17 protein-coding genes are annotated in these 20,025 nt (G+C 68.6%); 11 read left to right on the top strand and 6 right to left on the bottom strand.

Annotation, left to right across the window (positions count from 1 at the left end):
- The first annotated feature begins 16 nt into the window (after positions 1–16).
- The 3 genes from BST10_RS04845 (at position 17) to BST10_RS04855 (ending at position 3,198) form a co-directional block, all read left to right on the top strand.
- A complete protein-coding gene (locus tag BST10_RS04845; protein ID WP_083036670.1) occupies positions 17–796 on the top strand; it encodes a class I SAM-dependent methyltransferase in 780 nt (259 codons plus the stop codon).
- A gap of 108 nt (positions 797–904) precedes the next feature.
- A complete protein-coding gene (locus BST10_RS04850) occupies positions 905–2,377 on the top strand; it encodes an aldehyde dehydrogenase (protein ID WP_083036673.1) in 1,473 nt (490 codons plus the stop codon).
- A gap of 44 nt (positions 2,378–2,421) precedes the next feature.
- Positions 2,422–3,198: a hypothetical protein gene (locus BST10_RS04855; RefSeq protein WP_083036676.1), complete on the top strand. Its 777-nt coding sequence runs from the start codon at positions 2,422–2,424 to the stop codon at positions 3,196–3,198.
- On the opposite strand, the gene BST10_RS04860 is transcribed toward BST10_RS04855, so the two are convergent.
- The 3 genes from BST10_RS04860 to BST10_RS04870 all read right to left on the bottom strand — a co-directional run bounded on the left by BST10_RS04860 (position 3,188) and on the right by BST10_RS04870 (position 6,498).
- Positions 3,188–3,679: a hypothetical protein gene (locus BST10_RS04860; RefSeq protein WP_013827136.1), complete on the bottom strand. Its 492-nt coding sequence runs from the start codon at positions 3,677–3,679 to the stop codon at positions 3,188–3,190. The genes BST10_RS04855 and BST10_RS04860 overlap by 11 nt on opposite strands.
- A gap of 35 nt (positions 3,680–3,714) precedes the next feature.
- On the bottom strand, positions 3,715–5,562 hold the full coding sequence (locus BST10_RS04865; protein WP_083036679.1) for an acyl-CoA dehydrogenase: 1,848 nt from the start codon (positions 5,560–5,562) through the stop codon (positions 3,715–3,717).
- An 87-nt stretch (positions 5,563–5,649) separates the two neighbouring features.
- Positions 5,650–6,498, bottom strand: a complete 849-nt coding sequence (locus BST10_RS04870; RefSeq protein WP_083036769.1) for an arylamine N-acetyltransferase family protein — start codon at positions 6,496–6,498, stop codon at positions 5,650–5,652.
- 159 nt (positions 6,499–6,657) lie between these two features.
- On the opposite strand from BST10_RS04870, the gene BST10_RS04875 reads away from it, so the two are divergent.
- Together BST10_RS04875 and fadD12 are read left to right on the top strand one after the other, a co-directional pair.
- Positions 6,658–7,398 (top strand): 1-acyl-sn-glycerol-3-phosphate acyltransferase, encoded by a 741-nt coding sequence (locus tag BST10_RS04875; protein ID WP_235673756.1) that lies wholly within the window; start codon positions 6,658–6,660, stop codon positions 7,396–7,398.
- A gap of 5 nt (positions 7,399–7,403) precedes the next feature.
- Complete coding sequence (gene fadD12, locus BST10_RS04880; protein WP_083036682.1) at positions 7,404–9,041, top strand: acyl-CoA ligase FadD12; 1,638 nt, start codon at positions 7,404–7,406, stop codon at positions 9,039–9,041.
- Positions 9,042–9,096: 55 nt separating this feature from the next.
- Here fadD12 and BST10_RS04885 read toward each other — a convergent pair whose 3' ends face one another.
- The gene (locus BST10_RS04885) at positions 9,097–10,515 is read right to left on the bottom strand and encodes a WS/DGAT/MGAT family O-acyltransferase (protein ID WP_013827131.1); all 1,419 of its coding nucleotides are present in this window, start codon (positions 10,513–10,515) and stop codon (positions 9,097–9,099) included.
- A 56-nt stretch (positions 10,516–10,571) separates the two neighbouring features.
- The gene (locus tag BST10_RS04890) at positions 10,572–11,804 is read right to left on the bottom strand and encodes an alpha/beta hydrolase (RefSeq protein ID WP_041316719.1); all 1,233 of its coding nucleotides are present in this window, start codon (positions 11,802–11,804) and stop codon (positions 10,572–10,574) included.
- An 88-nt stretch (positions 11,805–11,892) separates the two neighbouring features.
- Between BST10_RS04890 and BST10_RS04895 the strand changes: the two genes are divergently transcribed.
- The 3 genes from BST10_RS04895 to BST10_RS04905 are packed head-to-tail and all read left to right on the top strand — an operon-like array spanning position 11,893 to position 15,008.
- A complete protein-coding gene (locus BST10_RS04895; protein ID WP_083036685.1) occupies positions 11,893–12,786 on the top strand; it encodes an alpha/beta hydrolase in 894 nt (297 codons plus the stop codon).
- 4 nt (positions 12,787–12,790) lie between these two features.
- Positions 12,791–13,846: an acyl-CoA dehydrogenase family protein gene (locus BST10_RS04900; RefSeq protein ID WP_083036688.1), complete on the top strand. Its 1,056-nt coding sequence runs from the start codon at positions 12,791–12,793 to the stop codon at positions 13,844–13,846.
- A 1-nt stretch (position 13,847) separates the two neighbouring features.
- Positions 13,848–15,008 (top strand): acyl-CoA dehydrogenase family protein, encoded by a 1,161-nt coding sequence (locus tag BST10_RS04905; RefSeq protein WP_083036690.1) that lies wholly within the window; start codon positions 13,848–13,850, stop codon positions 15,006–15,008.
- A gap of 15 nt (positions 15,009–15,023) precedes the next feature.
- Here BST10_RS04905 and BST10_RS04910 read toward each other — a convergent pair whose 3' ends face one another.
- Complete coding sequence (locus BST10_RS04910) at positions 15,024–15,992, bottom strand: MaoC family dehydratase (RefSeq protein WP_013827126.1); 969 nt, start codon at positions 15,990–15,992, stop codon at positions 15,024–15,026.
- A gap of 27 nt (positions 15,993–16,019) precedes the next feature.
- Here BST10_RS04910 and BST10_RS04915 point away from each other — a divergent pair, with 27 nt between their 5' ends.
- The 3 genes from BST10_RS04915 (at position 16,020) to BST10_RS04935 (ending at position 20,014) form a co-directional block, all read left to right on the top strand.
- Positions 16,020–17,183, top strand: coding sequence for an acyl-CoA dehydrogenase family protein (locus tag BST10_RS04915; RefSeq protein WP_083036775.1), 1,164 nt, complete (start codon positions 16,020–16,022; stop codon positions 17,181–17,183).
- Between the two features lie 307 nt (positions 17,184–17,490).
- Positions 17,491–18,876: a PGRS repeat-containing protein gene (locus BST10_RS23205; RefSeq protein ID WP_163762398.1), complete on the top strand. Its 1,386-nt coding sequence runs from the start codon at positions 17,491–17,493 to the stop codon at positions 18,874–18,876.
- Between the two features lie 94 nt (positions 18,877–18,970).
- On the top strand, positions 18,971–20,014 hold the full coding sequence (locus BST10_RS04935) for an FAD-dependent oxidoreductase (RefSeq protein ID WP_083036696.1): 1,044 nt from the start codon (positions 18,971–18,973) through the stop codon (positions 20,012–20,014).
- Positions 20,015–20,025: the final 11 nt, after the last annotated feature.

Genomic DNA, 20,025 nt, shown 5'->3' on the forward strand with positions numbered 1-20,025 from the left:
GCCTAGTCTTGGACCGGTGGCTGCCATCGAGGAGTTCGCCCGACGCGCGACGCTAGGCCGCTCGGTGCGCCTGCTGAACCGGTTCCGCTACGAGCAGCGCGATCCGGCCCGGTTCTACGGCGCGCTGGCCGGTGACACCGCGAACCTGGTCACCGACCTGTGGCGGGGCCTGCGCGGCGACGATCCGGCCGGCAGGACGGTGCTCGACGTCGGTGGCGGGCCGGGGTACTTCGCCACCGCGTTCGCCGAGGCCGGCCTGCGTTATGTCGGGGTCGAGCCGGACCCCCGAGAAGTACACGCGATGCATGCGATGCAGGCGGCCGGTTCCGCTTCGCCCACCGGTGCCCTCGTCCGCGCCTCCGGGATGGCGTTGCCGTTCGCCGACGACAGCGTCGACATCTGCCTGTCCTCCAACGTGGCCGAGCATGTACCGCGGCCCTGGCGGCTCGGCGCGGAGATGCTACGGGTCACCCGGCCCGGCGGGCTGGTGGTGCTGTCATACACAGTGTGGCTGGGTCCGTTCGGCGGCCATGAGATGGGCTTGAGCCACTATCTGGGTGGGCACCGGGCCGCCCGGCGCTACACCCGACGCCACGGCCACCCACCCAAGAACAACTACGGTTCGTCGCTGTTCGCGGTGTCGGCCGCCGATGGCCTGGACTGGGCCCGCCACACCGGCGCGCTCGTCGCGGCTTTCCCCCGCTATCACCCCCGATGGGCGTGGCCGATTACCGCGGTGCCCGGTGTTCGCGAGTTCCTGGTGAGCAACCTGGTGCTGGTAATGCAGCCCCGCTGATCCCATTGACTGCAACGTGTTCTAATCCGCCCGTCGGCTAGGTAGGGTGTGCGCCATGACCGCTGCCGACGAGGCGGAGCGCAGCGACGAGGAGGAGCAGCGAAAATCATGACCGTGAGCACCGCGACCGAATACGACACCCTGTTCATCGGCGGCAAGTGGACCGCCCCGGCCACCGACCAGGTGATCGAAGTCCACTCGCCGGCCACCGGCGAGTACGTCGGCAAGGTGCCGCTGGCCACCAAGGACGACGTTGATAACGCAGTTGCGGCGGCCCGTCGAGCGTTCGACTCCGGACCGTGGCCGTCGACGCCGCCGGCCGAGCGGGCCGCGGTCATCGCCGCCGCGATCAAGCTGATGGAGGAGCGCAAGGAGCTGTTCACCAGCCTGTTGGCCGCCGAGACGGGCCAGCCGCCGACGGGGGTGGAGACCATGCACTGGATGAGCTCCATCGGTGCACTGAACTTCTTCGCCGGCCCCGCGGTCGACGAGGTCAGCTGGGAAGAGGTCCGCACCGGCGCCTACGGGCAGACCCTGGTGCGCCGCGAGCCGCTGGGTGTGGTCGGTGCGATCGTCGCCTGGAACGTGCCGCTGTTCCTGGCGGTCAACAAGCTGGGCCCGGCGCTGCTGGCCGGCTGCACGGTGGTGCTCAAGCCGGCCGCCGAGACGCCGTTGAGCGCCAACGCGCTGGCGCAGGTGTTCGCCGACGCAGGCTTGCCGGAAGGGGTGTTGTCGGTGGTGCCGGGCGGGGCCGAGACCGGCCAGGCATTGACCTCCAACCCGGACGTGGACATCTTCTCCTTCACCGGCAGCTCGGCCGTCGGCAAGGAGATCGGTAAACGCGCCGCGGAGCTGCTCAAGCCGTGCACGCTGGAACTCGGCGGCAAGTCGGCGGCGATCATGCTGCCCGACGTCGACCTGGCGTCGGCGATCCCGATGCTGGTGTTCTCCGGGATCATGAACACCGGGCAGGCCTGCGTGGCCCAGACCCGCATCCTGGCGCCGCGGTCGCGCTACGAGGAGATCGTGGAGGCGATTAAGAACTTCGTCACCGCCTTGCCGGTCGGACTGCCGGATGACCCGGCCGCCCAGATCGGTGCGCTGATCACCGAGAAGCAACGGGAGCGGGTCGAGTCCTACATCGCCAAGGGCATCGAAGAGGGTGCCCGGCTGGTCTGCGGCGGCGGCCGCCCCGCGGGTCTGGACGCCGGCTTCTTCGTCGAGCCGACCGTGTTCGCCGACGTGGATAACTCCATGACCATTGCCCAGGAGGAGATCTTCGGGCCGGTGCTGTCCATCATCGGCTACGACACCGAGGAGGAGGCGATCGCGATCGCCAACGACTCGGTGTACGGGCTGGCCGGCAGCGTGTGGACGACTGATGTCCCGCACGGGATCGAGGTCGCGAGCAAGATCCGCACCGGGACCTACGGCATCAACTGGTACGCCTTCGACCCGTGCTGCCCGTTCGGCGGCTACAAGAACTCCGGGATCGGCCGGGAGAACGGCAAGGAGGGCGTCGAGCACTTCACGCAGCAGAAGAGCGTGCTGATGCCGATGGGATACACGCTGGAGAGCTGATCTCGGCTCCCGTTGACGCAACGGTAAGCCCCTATACTGCCGTCGTGGGAGTTCTGGTCTGGTTCGCGCCGTGGGCGGTGTACTGGGTGCTGGCGGGAAATGCGCCGCTGTCGATCGCGGCGTTGGTGGCGCTGACCGTTGCGGTCGCGGTCATGGTGGGCGACCGCGAGTCGTCGGCCCGGCCACTGGGGGTCGGGGCCGTTGCGACTTTCGCGGTGCTGGCGGTGCTGGCGGTGCTGCCGCTGGCGAATTGGGCGCAGCGGTGGGCGCTACCGCTGAGTTTCGCCGCCCTGTTCGCGGTGTTGCTGACCAGCACGCTGCTGGGCAAGTCGGTGGTGGCCGACGTCGCGAAGTCGGATCTGCCCGAGGCGGTGGTGCAGACGGAGCTGTTCGCCCCGGTGGTGAACCGGCTGACGTGGATCTGGCTGGCGACGCTTGCGGCGATGTCGGTATCGGCGGCGATCCCTCCGGTCGCGGTGTCGGACGCCACGCTGCACCACCCGGGTTCCCCGCTGACCTACCTGTGCTACTGGGTGATCCCGTTCGGAATCCTGGCCGTGGCGGCGGTCGCCTCGCGCATCCTGGTGGATCGCATGACCGCCGGTTTCGGTGACGCGGTGCGCAAGACCAGCTTCGTCGCCTTCGTCGACCTGGAGATCGATCAGCTGTACTACCTGGCTCAAGAACACGCCAACCGTGAGGTCGGCCCGGGCCAGGAGGCCTACAACGTCACCGTCGGCGCGAAGGGAACAGCATTGGTCGGTGACGAGACCCGGGTGTCGTGGCCGTCCACGTACAAGGTTCGGCAACTCAGCCGTTGAGTCGATGGCGGCGGTGCTCGATGCAGCGTCCCACCTCGGCGCGGTAATAGTCCTCGTCGAATCCGCCGGCGGTGAAGAGCCGCGCGCCAAGGCGGTCCCGCAATTCATCGGTGTCGACGTCGGCGCCGGTGGCGTTAGCGAGCACCCAGTCGACGGCGGCTTCACTGCCCTGCGCCCGGCAGATCCGGTCGGCCTGCCGAGCGGCGGCTCCCCTGTGAAACCTGGCGAATCCGGCTTTGCTCCACACTCGGATCTCCCGGGCCTCCAGGTCGAGCAGTTCGCGCAGCACCGACAGCGGACCATCCGGCACGGTTTTGAACGGGGCGGCGTCGGCGAATGCCAGCGCGCCGTCGGGCCGCCGGATCCGCTCGACGTCAGGTTCCACCACCACCGCGCCGCGGCCCTCGGCCAGCTCGTGGGCCCACCGGACGATGGTGTAGCCGTGGTCGGGCAGCCGGTACTTGCGGGTGTGGGTGTCCACAGCCATCGAGGGTAGTGCCCCCGGTGAGCGCGTGATCAGAACGCGTCCTCGCTCAGATCCATCACAGCCAGGTCGTCGTTTTCGACGATGCGCCGCTCCGCACTGAGCCGGGGCAGCACGTTGGCGGCGAAAAACGTTGCGGCGGTAACTTTTCCAGCGTAGAAGTCCCGGTCGCCATCGGTGACGTCACCCTCGAGCGCGCCGAGCGCGATCTCGGCCTGCCGCAGCAACAGCCAGCCGATCACCAGATCCCCCACGGCCAGCAGGAACCGCACCGATTCCAGGCCGACGCGGTAAAGCTCGCGGGGCTCCTGCTGTGACCCCATCAGGTATCCGGTCATGGCGGCGGCCATCGCCCGCACGTCGTCGAGTGCGGCGGCCAGCAGCTTGCGGGCGTCGGCCAGCTCCGAACGCGCATCGCCGCTGTCGAGGAACTCCTCGATCTGGGTGACCAGATGGCCGAGCGCCACGCCGCGGTCACGCGCGATCTTGCGGAAGAAGAAGTCCTGCGCCTGGATGGCCGTGGTGCCCTCGTAGAGGCTGTCGATCTTGGCGTCGCGGATGTACTGCTCGATCGGGTAGTCCTGCAGGAAGCCCGATCCGCCGAAGGTCTGCAGTGATTCGGTCAGGTACTGATACGCCCGTTCCGAGCCGACGCCTTTGACGATCGGCAGCAGCAGGTCGTTGACCCGCTCGGCGAGTTCGGCGTCGGCACCCGAGACCAGCGTCGCCACCGACGGGTTCTGGTGGGCCGCGGTGTAGAGGTACAACGCCCGCATCCCCTCGGCGTACACCTTCTGCATCATCAGGGCTCGCCGCACATCCGGGTGGTGAATGATGGTCACCCGAGGCGCGGTCTTGTCGGTCATCTGGGTCAGGTCCGCGCCCTGGATACGGGTCCTGGCATATTCCAGTGCGTTGAGATATCCGGTGGACAGGGTGGCGATCGCTTTGGTGCCCACCATCATTCGGGCGTACTCGATGACGTGGAACATCTGGGCGATACCGTTTCTGGTGTCGCCCACCAGCCAGCCCTTCGCCGGGATGTCATGCTGGCCGAAGGTCAGTTCGCAGGTGGTTGAGACCTTCAGTCCCATCTTGTGTTCCAATCCGGTGACGAACACCCCGTTGCGCTCGCCCGGTTCGCCGGTCTCGGGATCGGGTAGGTACTTGGGCACCAGAAACAGGCTGAGCCCCTTGGTTCCCGGCCCGGCGCCCTCGGGTCGGGCCAGGGTCATGTGCATGATGTTCTCGAACAGATCGTCACTGTCGCCGTTGGTGATGAACCGCTTGACGCCGTCGATGTGCCAGCTGCCGTCGGGCTGCTCGATCGCCTTGGTGCGGCCGGCCCCCACATCAGAGCCGGCATCCGGCTCCGTTAATACCATGGTGGCGCCCCAGTTCCGGTCGATCGCCATGGCCGCCCAGTGCCGCTGCTGCTCGTTGCCCAGGCCGTAGAGGATATTGGCGAAGATCGGACCGGCCATGAACATGAACACCGCCGGGTTGGCGCCCAGCACCAGTTCGTTGATCGCCCAGGAAACCATCGCCGGCGCCGGCACCCCGCCGACATCCTCGGCCAGGCCGATCCGGAACCACTCGCCTTCCTGCCAGGCCCGCAGCGACGCCTTGAACGGCTCCGGCAGCGCGACGGTGTGGCTGGCGGGATCGAATACCGGTGGATGGCGGTCGCTCTCGGCGAATGACTCGGCCACCGGCCCTTCGGCGAGCCGGGCGGCTTCGGCCAGCATCTGGCGCACCGTGTCGCCGTCGAGGTCACCGAAGGCGCCTCCGGACTGCGCGGGATCCAGGCACTGCTCCAAACCGAGCAGCTCGAACAGGTTGAATTCCAGGTCGCGGACGTTGCTCTTGTAGTGACCCATGGGTCAAGCATGCCCTTCGACGCGCGTCGAGTTCCGGGCTTTCAGCGCATCTCGGCCCCTGAACCGCCACGGGGTCCGGGCCGGGCTTCAGCTGTCGAGCACCTGCGCCACCCTGGCCTCGACATCGCCGAGGTCGCTCAGGTCGATCCCGAAGCGCTCGGCCAGAGCGTTACAGACCTGCGCGACGTCGTCGAAGCGCACCCGTTCGGTGCCGCCGCGGGAGTGAATGGTCAGGTTGCGGCCGCGCAGGTTCACCCGGGCGTCGTCGGTAACCCGTGCTGCGCTGAGCCCGGCGACGAAGTTCGACTCCGGGTAGGTCGACACATACCAACTGCCCACCTGCATGTCGATCAGCGGCCGCGGCTGCAAGCCGAAGGTGTACAGCGGCCGCCAGGTCGCACCGAGCTGCGTTTCCAGTACATAGCCGCTCGCGTGGCCGCGCAGCCGGAACGGCTCGTGGGGTGTCTGCTGGACTTCGTCGGCGACCAGGCGGATCGGTGATGTCAGTGTCTGTCCGCCGAATCCGACATCGGCCAGGTACGGCTCGTCGCAGCCCGGGATGCGCACCGCCAGGGCCTGGTGGGTCTCCGGGTGCGGCGGGCCGTCGAGCCCGTCCGGGTTCATCCACACCACCCGCCCCGCCAGCCGCTCGACTCCGAACCCGAGTGCGCGCAGCACGCCGAGCAGCAGGCCGTTCTGCTCATAGCAGTAGCCGCCACGGCGCCGCGTGACCAGCTTGGCGGTCAGCGCCGGCAGGCTCAGATCGACCACCGGCACACCCATCAAGGGGTCGAGGTTCTCGAACGGGATGCGGCGGACGTGCGCGGCCACCAATCCGGTCAATGTCTGCAACGTCGGCTCGGTACCGCCGCGATATGCCACCCGGTCGAAGTACGCCCGCAGATCGAAACGCGACTCCCCCGACTGCCAGTCCATTTCGCCGATGTTATCCACGGCCACCTCAAGCCGGTAACATGGGCAAAACTAGAACACGTTTCAATTGAGGGGGCCGTGGTGGACACACCCGACAGCGACTGGTCTGAGGACGTGCCCGGGCCCATCACCAAGTGGGATCCGGGCCTGACCGAACGAGTGATGGGGCTGCTGCGGCCGCTGATCAAGGGGTATCACCGCTCCGAGGTGCGGGGCCTGGACTCGTTCCCGAACGGCGGCGCCCTGGTGGTCTCCAACCACTCCGGTGGGCTGTTTGCGATGGACGTGCCGGTGTTCGCCACCGGCTTCTACGACAAATTCGGCTACGAGCGTCCGGTCTACACGCTCAGCCACGACATCATCTTCACCGGGGCCACTGCCGACTTCTTCCGCAAGACCGGCTTCATCCCGGCCAACCACGCCAACGCCGACGAGGCACTGCGCTCCGGTGGCGTGGTGGTGGTCTTCCCCGGCGGCGACTATGACGTCTACCGGCCCACGCTGGAAGAGAACAAGATCGACTTCGCCGGCCGCAAAGGCTACATCCGGGCGGCGATCAACGCGGGTGTGCCGCTCGTGCCGGCGGTGGGGATCGGCGGACAGCAGAGCCAGTTCTATCTCTCCCGCGGCACCGGAGTCGCCAAAGCGCTGCGACTGGACAAGCTGATGCGGGTCAAGATCCTGCCGATCTCGTTCGGCTTCCCCTTCGGGTTGTCCGCGGTGCTGCCGATCAACCTGCCGCTGCCGACCAAGATCGTCATGCAGGTGTGCGAGCCGATCGACATCGTCGCCGAGTTCGGTGAGGATCCCGACATTGACGTCGTCGACGCCTACGTGCGCTCCGTCATGCAGGACGCACTCGACAAGCTCGCGGCCGAACGCCGCCTCCCAGTCCTGGGCTGAGCGCAATGGCCCCCGGACCGTTCGACCGGCTCGCGCGCATCGGATCGATGCTGCAAACCTTCGCCCGCGCCGGGCTGCTGGCGCCGCTGCGGCCCGACAAATACCTGCGGGTCGCCGCCGCGGCAGCCCGCGAGGGCGGTACCACCACCATCGGAATCGCGATGGCCGCACAACGTTGCGGCGACCGTCCGGCGATCATCGATGAGCGCGGCAGCCTGAGCTACCGCGAGCTCGACCGGCGCTGTGATGCGCTGGCCGCCGGTCTGCAGCGGCTGCCCGGGCGGACGCCGCAGACGGTCGCGCTGATGTGCCGCAACCACCGCGGCTTCATCGAGGCGCTGGCCGCTGCCAATCGGATCGGCGCCGACGTACTGCTGCTCAACACCAGCTTCGCCGGACCGGCACTGGCCGAGGTCGTGGCCCGCGAAGGTGTCGACCTGATCTTCTACGACGAGGAGTTCGCCGCGGCGGTGGATCTGGCCGTGCCGGCCGAGTCCCGGTGCGTCCGGGTGGTGAGCTGGGCCGACTCCGACATCCCCGGGCTGACGGCGGATGACCTGATCGACGCCAACACCGGGCAGCGCCCGGCCAAACCGGCCCGCACCGGCAGCCTGGTCATGCTCACCTCCGGAACCACCGGCACCCCGAAGGGCGCGCGGCGCTCCGGTCGCGGCGGCGGCGGGGTCGCCGATCTCGCGGCGATCTTCGACAGAATCCCTTGGCACACCGAGGAAACCGTGGTCATCGCTGCCCCGATGTTTCACGCCTGGGGGTTCTCGCAGCTAGCACTGGCGTTGACGATGGCCTGCACCATCGCAACCCGGCGGAAGTTCGACCCCGAGGCGACCCTGGCACTGGTGGAGTACAACGATGCGGCCGGATTATGCGTCGTGCCGGTCATGTTCGACCGGATCATGGCGTTGCCAGATGATGTCCGCGCCGAATACCCCTGCCGCTCGCTGCGGTTCGCGACGGCGTCTGGCTCGCGGATGCGCCCGGACGTGGTGACGGCGTTCATGGACGCCTTCGGCGACGTCGTCTATAACAACTACAACGCAACCGAGGCCGGCATGATCGCGCTGGCCACACCGGAAGACCTGCGCTATTCACCCGACACCGCGGGCCGGCCGGCGCCGGGCACCGAGATCCGGATCCTCGACCCCGATTTCGCCGAGGTGGCGGACGGTATCACCGGGCAGATCTTTGTGCGCAACTCGTCCCAGTTCGAGGGCTACACCGGTGGCGACTCCAAGCAGTTCCACGACGGTTTCATGGCGTCCGGCGATCTGGGCTACTTCGACGCCACCGGAAGGCTTTTCGTGGTGGGCCGCGACGACGAGATGATCGTATCCGGCGGCGAGAACGTCTACCCGATCGAGACCGAGAAGGCGCTCATCAGCCATGGCGCCGTCGCCGAGGCCGCCGTGATCGGCGTCGACGACGCCGACTACGGGCAGCGACTGGTGGCCTTCGTGGTGCTGGAGCCGGGCGCTTCGGCCACCCCCGATGAGCTCAAGCAGCACGTCCGCGACAACCTGGCCGGCTACAAGGTGCCGCGCGCCATCACCATCCTGGAGGCACTGCCGCGCAACAACACCGGCAAGGTGCTGCGACGCGAGTTGCAGGCGATGGCCGGCACCTGATCCCATACCGTTGCACGCTCGGCGCATCGGGGTGAGTTTCTCCGGGCGATCCGATTCAGGCCGGGGCCATCGCGGTCTCGACCGGTGTCAGCGTCTCGGAAAGCCCTGCGGCACGACGGATCGCGATGAACTCGTCGACCATGGCGCTGGTCACCTCGTGCGGGTCGTCCACGGTGGCGCCGTCGGTCAGCACGGAGATGTTGAGCTGGTCGACGTAGCTCCACACGGTGATGTTCAACCCGCTGCCGGCGGTCAACGGCCCCACCGAATAGATCTCGGTGACCAGCGCGCCGCCGACCCGCCCGCGCTCCCGCGGGCCGGGCACGTTGGAGATGTTGAGGTTGAGCACCTTGTTCTGTCCGTCGCGGTTGGACAGCCAGCGGAACAATGACTCCGCCGGGGCGGGCGGCAGATACGCCGACCACCGGCTGACCAGCTCCGGCCCGACCAGGTGGTGGGCCTCTTTGGCCAGATTTGCTGCCTCCCGGGCCTTGTCGACGCGCACCAGCACGTCATCGACGTCCACCGGCAACGCCACCAGCACCCCGGAGAACCGGTTTCCGGAGATCCGGTCCGGGGAGAAGTCGAAGCTCATGGGCACCGATGCCAGCAGCGGATGATCCGCCTTCCCGTCGTAACGCAGCAGCAGCGTGCGCAACGCGCCGGCCGAAACGGCCAGCACCATGTCGTTGATCGTGGCGCCCAGCTGTTTACTGGTCTCCTTGACGTCGGCCAGTGCGAGGGTCGCCGTGGCGAACCGGCGTTCCGGGGTCAACATGTGGTTGATGAAGCTCGGTGGCGGTGTGAACGGCCGCGTCAGGTCGGCGGACAGTTTGCGGGTGCTGCGCCGCACCCGCCGCACACCGGCCGCGGTGTAGCCGATGGTCGCCGGTATCCTGCCCAGCTGCCGCAGGTGGTCCCGGAAGGCCGAGCGCACCAGCTGGCCGCCGGTGGGGGCGGGATCGGTTTCGTAGGAAGCCCGTTCGGAATTCGGGCCGGCCACCAGGTCCATGCCGCGCGCCATCAGGTTCGCCGAGGCGATCCCGTCGGCGAGGGCGTGGTGGATCTTGCCGACCACCGCGATGCGGTTGTTGGCCAGGCCCTCGATGAAGTACATCTCCCACAGCGGCCGGCTGCGGTCCAGCGGCGTACTGGCGATCTGACCGATGGCCTCATCGAGTTCGCGGCGGCCGCCCGGTGCCGGCAGCGACCACGGCCGGATGTGGTAGGTCAGGTCGACTTTGCAGTTCTCCCGCCACATCGGGTGGTGGAACTTGCCGGGGATGTCCACCAGTTGGTAGCGGAACGGGTCCAGTTTGTAGAGCCGGCCGTGGATCACCTGCCGGAAGGCATTGACGTCGAAGCCCTGCCGATCGCCATCCAGCTCGATAATCGCGACCTTGAGGGTGTGCATGTGCACGTTCGGCGTCTCGCTGTAGAGCAGAACGGCATCCCACCCGCTGAGGCGCTTCACCGCCGACCGCTTCCCATGCTGCGACAATACCTCGGCTGGGCAGCAGCCGACGCTGTTCAGATGACTTGTTTGCCGCCGATCGTGGTGCGGTCTCGGTGAATCTGGTTGAGAAACAACCCGATAGCCGTACTCATTGCGCCCGTCCGGGATCCGTCGGTCAGGTCGAAACCGTGCCCTGCCCCGGGCAACTCCAGGTAGCCGACCTTGGAGCGCGACACCGCCCGCAGCCGGTCGGCGAAGGCGCGGGCCTGCGCCACCGGGATGACGGTGTCGGCGCTGCCGTGCACGAGCATGAACGGCGGCGCCCCGGGATGCACCCGCGCAATCGGGGAGGCCTGCTGGTAGATGTCGCCGTGGCGCCGGATCGATCGGCCGACCACCACCCGCTCCAGGAAGTCGACGAACGCGACCCGCTCCGGAGTGGACCTGTCCTGCCAGTCGTAGCGGCCGTAGATACCGACCACGGCGTCCACCGAGGTGTCGGCGCCCTCGGGGAGCCGGTCCGCGAATTCCCGATCACCGGCAGCACTGCCGGTCAACCCGGCCAGCGCGGCCAGGTGTCCGCCGGCCGACGAACCCGCCACCGCGACGAAGTTGCGGTCGCCGCCGAACTTGTCGACGTTGGCGTGCGCCCAGGCGATCGCGGTCTTGACGTCGATGATGTGGCGCGGCCAGCGGTTGTGCGGCGCGACGCGGTAGTCGATCGACAGGCACACCCAGCCTCGCTCGGCCAGGTGCGACAGCAGCGCATAGCCCTGCAGCATCCGGCTGCCGTGCACCCAGGCTCCCCCGGGGATATAGATCAGCACCGGCGCCGGTGTCGTCGGCAGGTCGCGGGGCGCCCACACGTCGAGCACCTGGGCGGGGTCGCTGCCGTAACGCACCCCGGAGCGGTGAATGTGGCGGCGGTGCTGCAGCGCCTTCCACACCGGCGGCGCCTGCTCCGGTTGCGGCCACTCGATGGCCAGCTCGGATGCGGTGACGACACCGCGAAGGGCGGCCTCGGAGACCGCGCGCGTCTGCTCCCGCGCCTGCTTCCGGGCGGTGGCGGCACCCGGGGTCAGCCATGACCTGGCCGCGCTGGAGAGGAACTCCGGCATGTGGCGGGTCCCCCATACCCCCATCGCGGTCATTCCGCCCAGGGGTTCCAGCCGCTTCCCGACCACCGGCAGCGAAGCTGAAGCGACGCTGAATGCGAGCAGGTAGTCCGCCGTCCGGGCCCGCTTCAACCAGCGCAGGCGACCGGTCACATTCCAGCCCGACTTCGGGGTCTGCGGTGCTGCCGTCATTACCGGAGAGTACCGCGGTTACGCCGGGGTAAACCGCAATCGGGCGGGTTGTCCACGGAACGGATCCGGCACCGGCAATACTGAGCCGATGGTAAGCAGCGGGTTTCATCCAGATCTGCGCCGGGCCGCGCGATTCCTGCCGCGGGGCGGCATCGGGCCCAGGACACTGCCGGCGATCCGGGCACTTGCCGGCCTGCAGGGCCGACGCACCCCCAGCGGCATCGAGGTGCTCCCCCTGCCCTCGGGCGGCAGTGTGCGGGTCTATCGGCCACCGCATCGTCCCGCCGCTCCGGCGCCGGCGCTGCTGTGGATCCACGGCGGCGGCTACGTCATCGGCACGGCCGCGCAGGATGACCGGCTCTGTCGCAGGTTCAGCGACGAACTCGGCATCACGGTCGCCTCGGTCGACTACCGGTTGGCGCCGCAACACCCATACCCGGCTGCGTTGGAGGACTGCTGGGCCGGGCTACTACTGCTGGCCGGGCTGGCCGGCGTGGATCCGACGCGGGTGGCGATCGGCGGGGCCAGCGCAGGCGGCGGGCTCGCCGCCGCGTTGGCGCAGTTGGCGGCCGACCGCGGCGACGCGCAACCGGTACTGCAGCTGCTGGTCTACCCGATGCTCGATGACCGCAGCGCGCACTTGCCGGCCGATCGCGGCTACCGGTTGTGGAATCCGCGGAGCAACCTTTTCGGCTGGACGTCGTACCTGGGCGATGCCGATCCGCAGCTCGCGGTGCCGGCCCGCCGCGCAGACCTGAGGGGGCTGGCGCCCGCCTGGATCGGGGTGGGCACGCTGGACCTGTTTCATGACGAGAACCTGGCCTACGCGGAGCGGCTGCGGGCCGCGGGCGTGCCGTGCGAGGTCGAAACCGTCCCGGGAGCGTTCCACGGATTCGATCTGCTGCTGACCAAGGCGCCGGTCTCGCGGTCGTTCTTCGCCAGCCAGTGCGCGAGCCTGCGAAACGCCTTCAAGGAGACCTGATCTGGTGGCCGATCGCGAGGAACTGCAGGCGTTGCGCGGTGCGGTCGCCGACTTGATGGCCAAGGCCGACGGCGACAGCTGGGGCGAACTGGCGGCGATGGGCCTGCTGGGAATGCTGGTGCCCGAGGAGTACGGCGGGGCGGGGGCCGGTCCGGTCGAGGTGGGCGTGGTGGCCGAGGAACTGGGCCGGGCACTGTTCGACGGGCCTTACTTGTCGACGGCAGTGCTCGCTGTGAATCTGATTGCTGCCCTAGGCGATCCAGCGCAATGCGAAGCCGTGCTGCCGGGGATCGCCGCCGGGGACACCCGGATCGCGCTCGCCTTCGCCGAGGGCTCCTCGCCCCGCCCGCCCGCGAGGCCGGCGACGTCGGCCCGCGGTGACGACTCCCCGGTGCTGACCGGCGAGAAGCGGTTCGTGCTCGATGCCGACGGCGCCGATTCGATCTATGTGCTGGCCGACACGGCGTCCGGACCCGGAGTCTTCGCCGTGGACACCGCTGGGCCGGGTGTCACCGTGGAACCATTGACCACGGTCGACCAGTCGCGCCGGCTGTGCACCGTCCGGCTGGCCGGCGCGCCGGCCATTGCGATCGGCGAACCGGGCTGCGGCGTCGAGGTTTTCACCGCCGCGTTGGACCGCTCCGCGGTGGCACTGCTCGGCGAGCAGGCCGGCGCGGCCCGGCGCGCCATGGAGATGGCCCGCGACTACGCCAAGACCCGCTACCAGTTCGGCCGGGCGATCGGCAGCTTCCAGGCCGTCAAGCACATGTGCGCCGACATGCTGTTGGAGGCCGAGTCGGCGGTGTCGGCCGCCCGCCACGTCGCCGCTGCCGCCGCCGACGGCTCGCCGGGCTGGGTGGCCGATCTCGCCCTTGCTCAGGCGTACTGCTCGGAGGCGTTCGTGTTCGTGGGCGCCACCAACATCCAGGTCCACGGGGGCATCGGGTTCACCTGGGAGCACCCCGCCCACCGGTATCTGCGGCGGGCGCGCGGCGACGCCCAGTTGTTCGGCAACCCGGCCTGGCACCGTGAACGCTACCTGCGGGAGATCGGAGCGTGAGATGAGCGACGGTCGCGACGACGACGTCCTGCGCGCCGAGGTCCGGGACTGGCTGGCGGCCAACTGGTCTCCCGATGTCGACCGGGCGACGTTCGCCGCCGCCGTTCTCGACGCGGGCTGGACCGCGCCGAGCTGGGAGCGCGCCCGCTACGGACGTGGGCTCACCGATCGGCAATCGCGGTTGGTGGCAGCGGAATTCGCTGCTGTCGGGGCACCCGGCAGCGGTCACGACCGGACCGATCTGTTCGCCTGCACCATCCACGACTGCGGCTCCGAAGAGCAGCAGCGCAGACTGTTGCCCCCGGCACTGCGCGGCGAGAGCAAATGGTGCCTGCTCTACAGCGAGCCCGGCGCCGGATCGGATCTGGCCGGCCTGCGCACCCGCGCCGAACGCGACGGTGATGACTGGGTTGTCAACGGCCAGAAGGTGTGGACGTCGTTCGCCACGACTGCCGACTACGGCATGCTGGTGGCGCGCACCGATCCGGACGTACCCAAGCACAACGGGATCACCTTCTTCATGCTGCCAATGCGCCAGCCGGGCGTGGAGATCCGGCCGATCCACCAGATCACCGGCGAGTCGGAGTTCAACGAGGTGTTCTTGACCGACGCCCGGGTGCCCGACGCGAACCGGATCGGCGAACCGAGTGCCGGCTGGTCGGTGCTGCAGGTCGCGCTGGGCTACGAACGCCGGCTCATGGGCGACATCGCGCGCACCAGCCGCGGTCGCCGTGAAAAGACCGGCGGCCTGGTCGAATCGGCGCGCGAGGCCGGCTGCCTCGGCGACTCCCATATCCGCCAGCAGATCGCCCGTGTGCAAGCACTGTCGACGGTGAACCGATGGAACAACCAGCGCGCCAAGACCCGCGCCGACCGTGCCGAGGCCGCCACCCTGCTGGCGCTCGGCAAGATCGCGATGTCGCGGATTCTGCACGAGACCGCGCGCGTCGAGACCGAGATCGTCGGCGCCGAATCGATGCTGAGCGGACCGGAGAATCCGGTCGGCGACGCGGTGACGTTTCGGGCGCTCAACGCCTACTTCACCTCGATCGGCGGCGGCACCGACCAGATTCAGCGCAACATCATCGGCGAGCGGGTGCTCGGCTTGCCCAAGGAGCCGGATCCCTACCGCGACGCCCCGTTCCGCGACCTGCCGCACTAGTTTTCCCGCGAGCGCTCAGAACTGCAGGGCGGTGAAACGCCAGTCCAGCACCTGGCGATCCGGGTCGCCCACGGCGTAGACCAGCGATCGCAGCCCCAGCATGTTGTCGGCGGCCGATTCCACGTGCAGTTCGCTGTAGAGCGTGTCCCCTTCGTGGACCGGCCCGGTGTGGTCGCAGGACTGCCAGCCCACCACGGTGGCCAGGTTCGGCAGTAGGCGGCAGGCCTGTGCCAGCGCCAGTCCGATGGTGTGGCCGCCGTAGACCAGCCGCTGTCCCCCCGGACGCGAATCATGGTGTGTAGCAGCGATATTAAGGGTCAAGCGGGCCAACTCCGGGGCGGAGGACACGACATCGCCGGTGCTGGTCAGCACTACATCTTTCAAGTCGCCCGCGGCTTCGTCGAAATGCGGGCCGGGCACTCGCTGCCGGAACTCGTCGGCGTCCCAGTGCGCGGTGACATCCGGTGGCGTCGCAAGCCCGGCCCCGATGGCGGACAGGTCGTCGCGGTGACCGGTGTCGGCGGCATCCGGTGATAGCGGCAGCATCGCGCAGCGGTAGAAGTCGAGCACCAATCGGTCGACCTGGTCGATGGTGGTCACCCGTAGCGCCACCAGGCCGGTGGGCTCCCGGCCCGGCTTGGCCGAATTCTGTTTCAGGCCTACGACTTCGGTACGGGTGAACAGCGTGTCGCCGATCACCGGGTACCGGAAGAAGGCCAGGCCGCGGTAGAACAGGTTGGCTTTGACCCGGCGGGTCACCAGCGTGGACTGTCCGATCGCCACGTCACACACCAAGCCGGGGTGGGCCAACGGTGTCACGGCTCCGGTGACCAGCCGGCACAGTTCGCCGTCCAGCGGCAGTCTCAGCCGGTCACCGAGGATCGCCTGATGTAGGGCGGCGGTTCCGGCAGTCAGTGTCATCGCCGGAGCCGCGTCGAACACCTGGCCGACATGCAGGTCGTCGAAGTAGGGCGCGTCGATCATCAGATGATCCTGACATACGGTGAACCGATGAGTTTCTCGCTGACCGACGAAGAGTCGATCCTGGTCGAGACGGTGCGGGCCTTCGTCGACCGGGAGGTCAAGCCGACGGTCCGCGATGTCGAGCACGCCAACACCTACCCGCAGGCGTGGATCGACCAGATGAAGCACCTGGGCATCTACGGGCTGGCCGTCCCCGAGGAGTACGGCGGCACTCCGGTGTCCATGCCGTGCTACGTCCTGGTGACCCAGGAGTTGGCCCGCGGCTGGATGAGCCTGGCCGGGGCGATGGGCGGACACACCGTCGTCGCCAAACTGCTGACGCTGTTCGGAACCGACGAGCAGCAGCGGCGCTACCTGCCCGCCATGGCCACCGGCGCGCTGCGGGCCACCATGGCGCTGACCGAACCCGGCGGGGGCAGCGACCTGCAGAACATGACGACCACCGCAGTACCCGTTGCCGATCCCGAGACCCTGGTGATCAACGGGGCCAAGACCTGGATTTCCAATGCCCGCCATTCCGGGTTGATCGCCCTGCTGGCCAAGACCGATCCGCGGGCCACTCCGCGGCACCGCGGCATTTCGGTGTTGTTGGTGGACAACCCGATTGCCGGGCTGACCATCTCCCGAGACCTGCCCAAGCTGGGTTACAAGGGTGTGGAGAGCTGCGAGCTGAGCTTCGACGACTGCATAGTGCCGGGCACGGCGGTGCTCGGCGGCACGCCCGGAGCCGGTTTCGCGCAGATGATGAAGGGCCTCGAGACCGGCCGCATCCAGGTGGCGGCGCGGGCGTTGGGGGTGGCGACGGCCGCGCTGGAGGATGCGCTGGCCTACGCCCAACAACGGGAGAGCTTCGGGCAGCCGATCTGGAAGCATCAAAGCGTCGGCAATTACCTGGCCGAGATGGCCACCAAACTGACCGCCGCCCGCCAGCTGACCCGCTACGCCGCAGAACGTTACGACAGCGGCCAGCGCTGCGACATGGAAGCCGGCATGGCCAAGCTGTTCGCCTCCGAGGTGGCCATGGAGATCGCGTTGGACGCGGTGCGCATCCACGGCGGCTATGGCTACTCCACCGAGTACGACGTCGAACGCTACTTCCGGGATGCGCCGCTGATGATCGTTGGCGAGGGCACCAACGAGATCCAGCGCAACGTGATCGCCGCGCAACTGGTGGCCCGCGGGGGGATCTGATCCGAAGCGGCGCATCGGTGCGTTGCGCCATCCGTGATGCCCGCTTTCGACGGGGATGCAGCCGGGGAGCGCCTTCACCGAACCTGCAATTCGGGCTCCGATAGCAAACTGCGGTACTCTTTGCCAGGCTTACCTCTATGTTGATGGACAAGTGAAGCTTAAAACTCATTTTTATGGCCTGTTACGGCTCGACTGAATTAGGCCAGCACTCGGAACACGGAGAAAAGTCCCCTTCGGGCCACCGACCTGTCAGGCTGTATGCCGCAGGTTACGGTTGCCTCGACTCGAAACCGGAAGGTAGGCCGCCATGTCGCTTCGCCTCAGCACTGCCGCGCGGCGTCGAGGAACGTACGGTGTCGCACTGCCGCGTCGGGCGCGGCGGGCGGCGCCCGCGCTGGCGGCGTTGATCGCGTTGGGAGCGGCACCGGTGAGCTCCCCTCCTGCTCAGGCCGACGGGTTCGACTGGGTGGTGGACGTGTTCAGCCCGCTCTTCGGGTTGCCGGTCGACGACAGCGGCGATGCGACGCCGGGCCTCGATTGGTTCGATCCCGCCGCCTGGACCCCCGCCGACGCGGATCTGGGCGGCTTCGACGCCGTGCCGTTGAGCGCGGAGGCGAACGGTATGGACGTCCTCTACGGATGGCTACACGACACCATGCAGGACTGGCTCAACAGCCCGTTCGGCCAGCAGTTCAGCGATCTGGTCAATCCGCTGTTCGCTCCGCTGGCCCAGGGCGCTTGCGGCGTGATCTGCAACGGGGTTGACGGCACCGAGGACCATCCCGACGGCGGCGCCGGGGGCTTGTGGTTCGGCGACGGCGGCGATGGCTGGTCGTCGAATCTCGAAGGTATCGCCGGTGGCAACGGCGGCCACGCCGGTGGCTTCGGCAACGGCGGCGACGGCGGGGCCGGCGGGCTCGGCGCCGACGGCGGTAACGGCGGCCACGGCGGCGATATGTGGGGCAACGGCGGCAACGGCGGCCACGGCGGCCACGGCACCGGCGACGGTGGGGCGGGCGGCAACGGGGGTCACGGCGGCGACGGCAGTTACCTCTACGGCACGGGCGGCGTCGGCGGTGCCGGCGGCGACGGCAGTGCCGCCGAAGGCAATGGCAGCACCGGCGGAGCGGGCGGCCGAGGTGGCAACGGCGGCGAAGCCGGTCAGCTTCGCGGGGGCGGCGGGGACGGCGGCAACGGCGGCAACGGCGGCGCCGCGAGTGGCACCGGCAGCACCGGCGGGGCCGGTGGACAAGGCGGTGCCGGCGGGAAGGTCGGCGGCAGCGGCGACACCGCCGGGGGCGGACACGGTGGGCACGGCGGTGACGGCGGCGCCGCAACCGGGACGGCCAGCACCGGCGGGGCCGGCGGGGCCGGCGGCGCCGGCGGCGGCGGCACCCCGCTGATCGTCGGTATCAGTGGCAGCGACGCCGGCAACGGCGGCGACGCCGGCAACGGCGGCGACGCCAGCGGCGACGGCGGCCGTGGCGGCAACGGCGGCCACGGCGGTATCGGCGGAGGCGGGGCCGGTTTCGGCGGTGATGGCGGCGACGGCGGGGCGGGCGGCAACGGCGGCGACGGCAGCCACGGCGCCACCGGTGGCCTGGCCGGTCCCGGCGGCCGTGGCGGACCCGGCACCGTCCATGGGGAATCCGGCAGTCAAGGGCGGGCGGGCACCCCCGGCAGCACCTCCTGACCATGAAGCCCTGACGCCGTCTGCCCCCAGCAGCTGATCCGCTGAGCGCGCCGGCCGACTATCCGGACAGCCATTCCCGAGGGACCATGGAGGAATGGACGCAACGGGGTACTCCTGGACCGTCATCGGAGCGGGCCCGGCCGGCATCGCCGCCGTCGGCCGACTGCTCGATCACGGCATCGCGGCGGATGAGATCGCCTGGATAGACCCGGAATTCGGCGCTGGTGACCTGGGCGCCAAGTGGCGGGCCGTCTCGAGCAACACCCAGGTCGGGCTGTTTCTGGACTACTTGAACGCTTCGCCGTCGTTTCGGTTCGGCCAGGCGCCCCGGTTTGCACTGACCACCACCGATCCGGACCAGACGTGCCCACTCGGCATGATCGCCGAGCCGTTGGTGTGGATCTCAGAACAGTTGGGCGGCCGGGTAAACCGATTGCAGGCGATGGCGACGCAACTGTGGCTCCAGCACCGGCGCTGGACGGTGCGCACCGACCACAGGGAGATCAGGTCGACGAATGTGGTCCTTGCAGTCGGTTCGACCCCCACGAAACTCGACTATCCCGGACTCGAGGTGATCGAGATCGAGGCAGCCCTGGATCCGGGCCGCCTTGCACAACTCGCCCTCGCCGGCGCTACCGTCGCGGTGTTCGGTTCGTCGCATTCCTCGATGATCGCGCTGCCGAACCTGTTGGCGACCTCGGCGAGCAGGGTGATCAATTTTTACCGAAGCCCACTCAAATACGCGGTATACCTGGAGGATTGGATCCTTTTCGATGACACTGGCCTCAAGGGCGAAGCCGCGCAGTGGGCTCGCGAGAACATCGACGGGACACTTCCGGAACGTCTGCATCGGTGTTGGGTAGGCGATCCCCGGTTCGCCGACCGGCTGCAGGAATGCACCCACGTCGTCTACACGGTGGGGTTCGAACCCCGACCACATCCGGTGACTCCGCAGTGGGGTCCGCTGAAATACGACGCCAGCAACGGCATCCTGGCGCCCGGACTCTTCGGGGTCGGCATCGCATTTCCCGAATACCGCCTCAACCCGTTGGGGTCGGGCGAGTACCGCGTCGGGTTGTTCAAGTTCATGCAGTTGCTCGACGCGGCCCTGCCGCTGTGGCTGCGTTACAGCCCGTGATGGCTGAGCCG

The organism is Mycolicibacter algericus DSM 45454 (genome assembly GCF_002086455.1).
In the GTDB taxonomy this organism is placed as follows: Bacteria; Actinomycetota; Actinomycetes; order Mycobacteriales; family Mycobacteriaceae; genus Mycobacterium; species Mycobacterium algericum.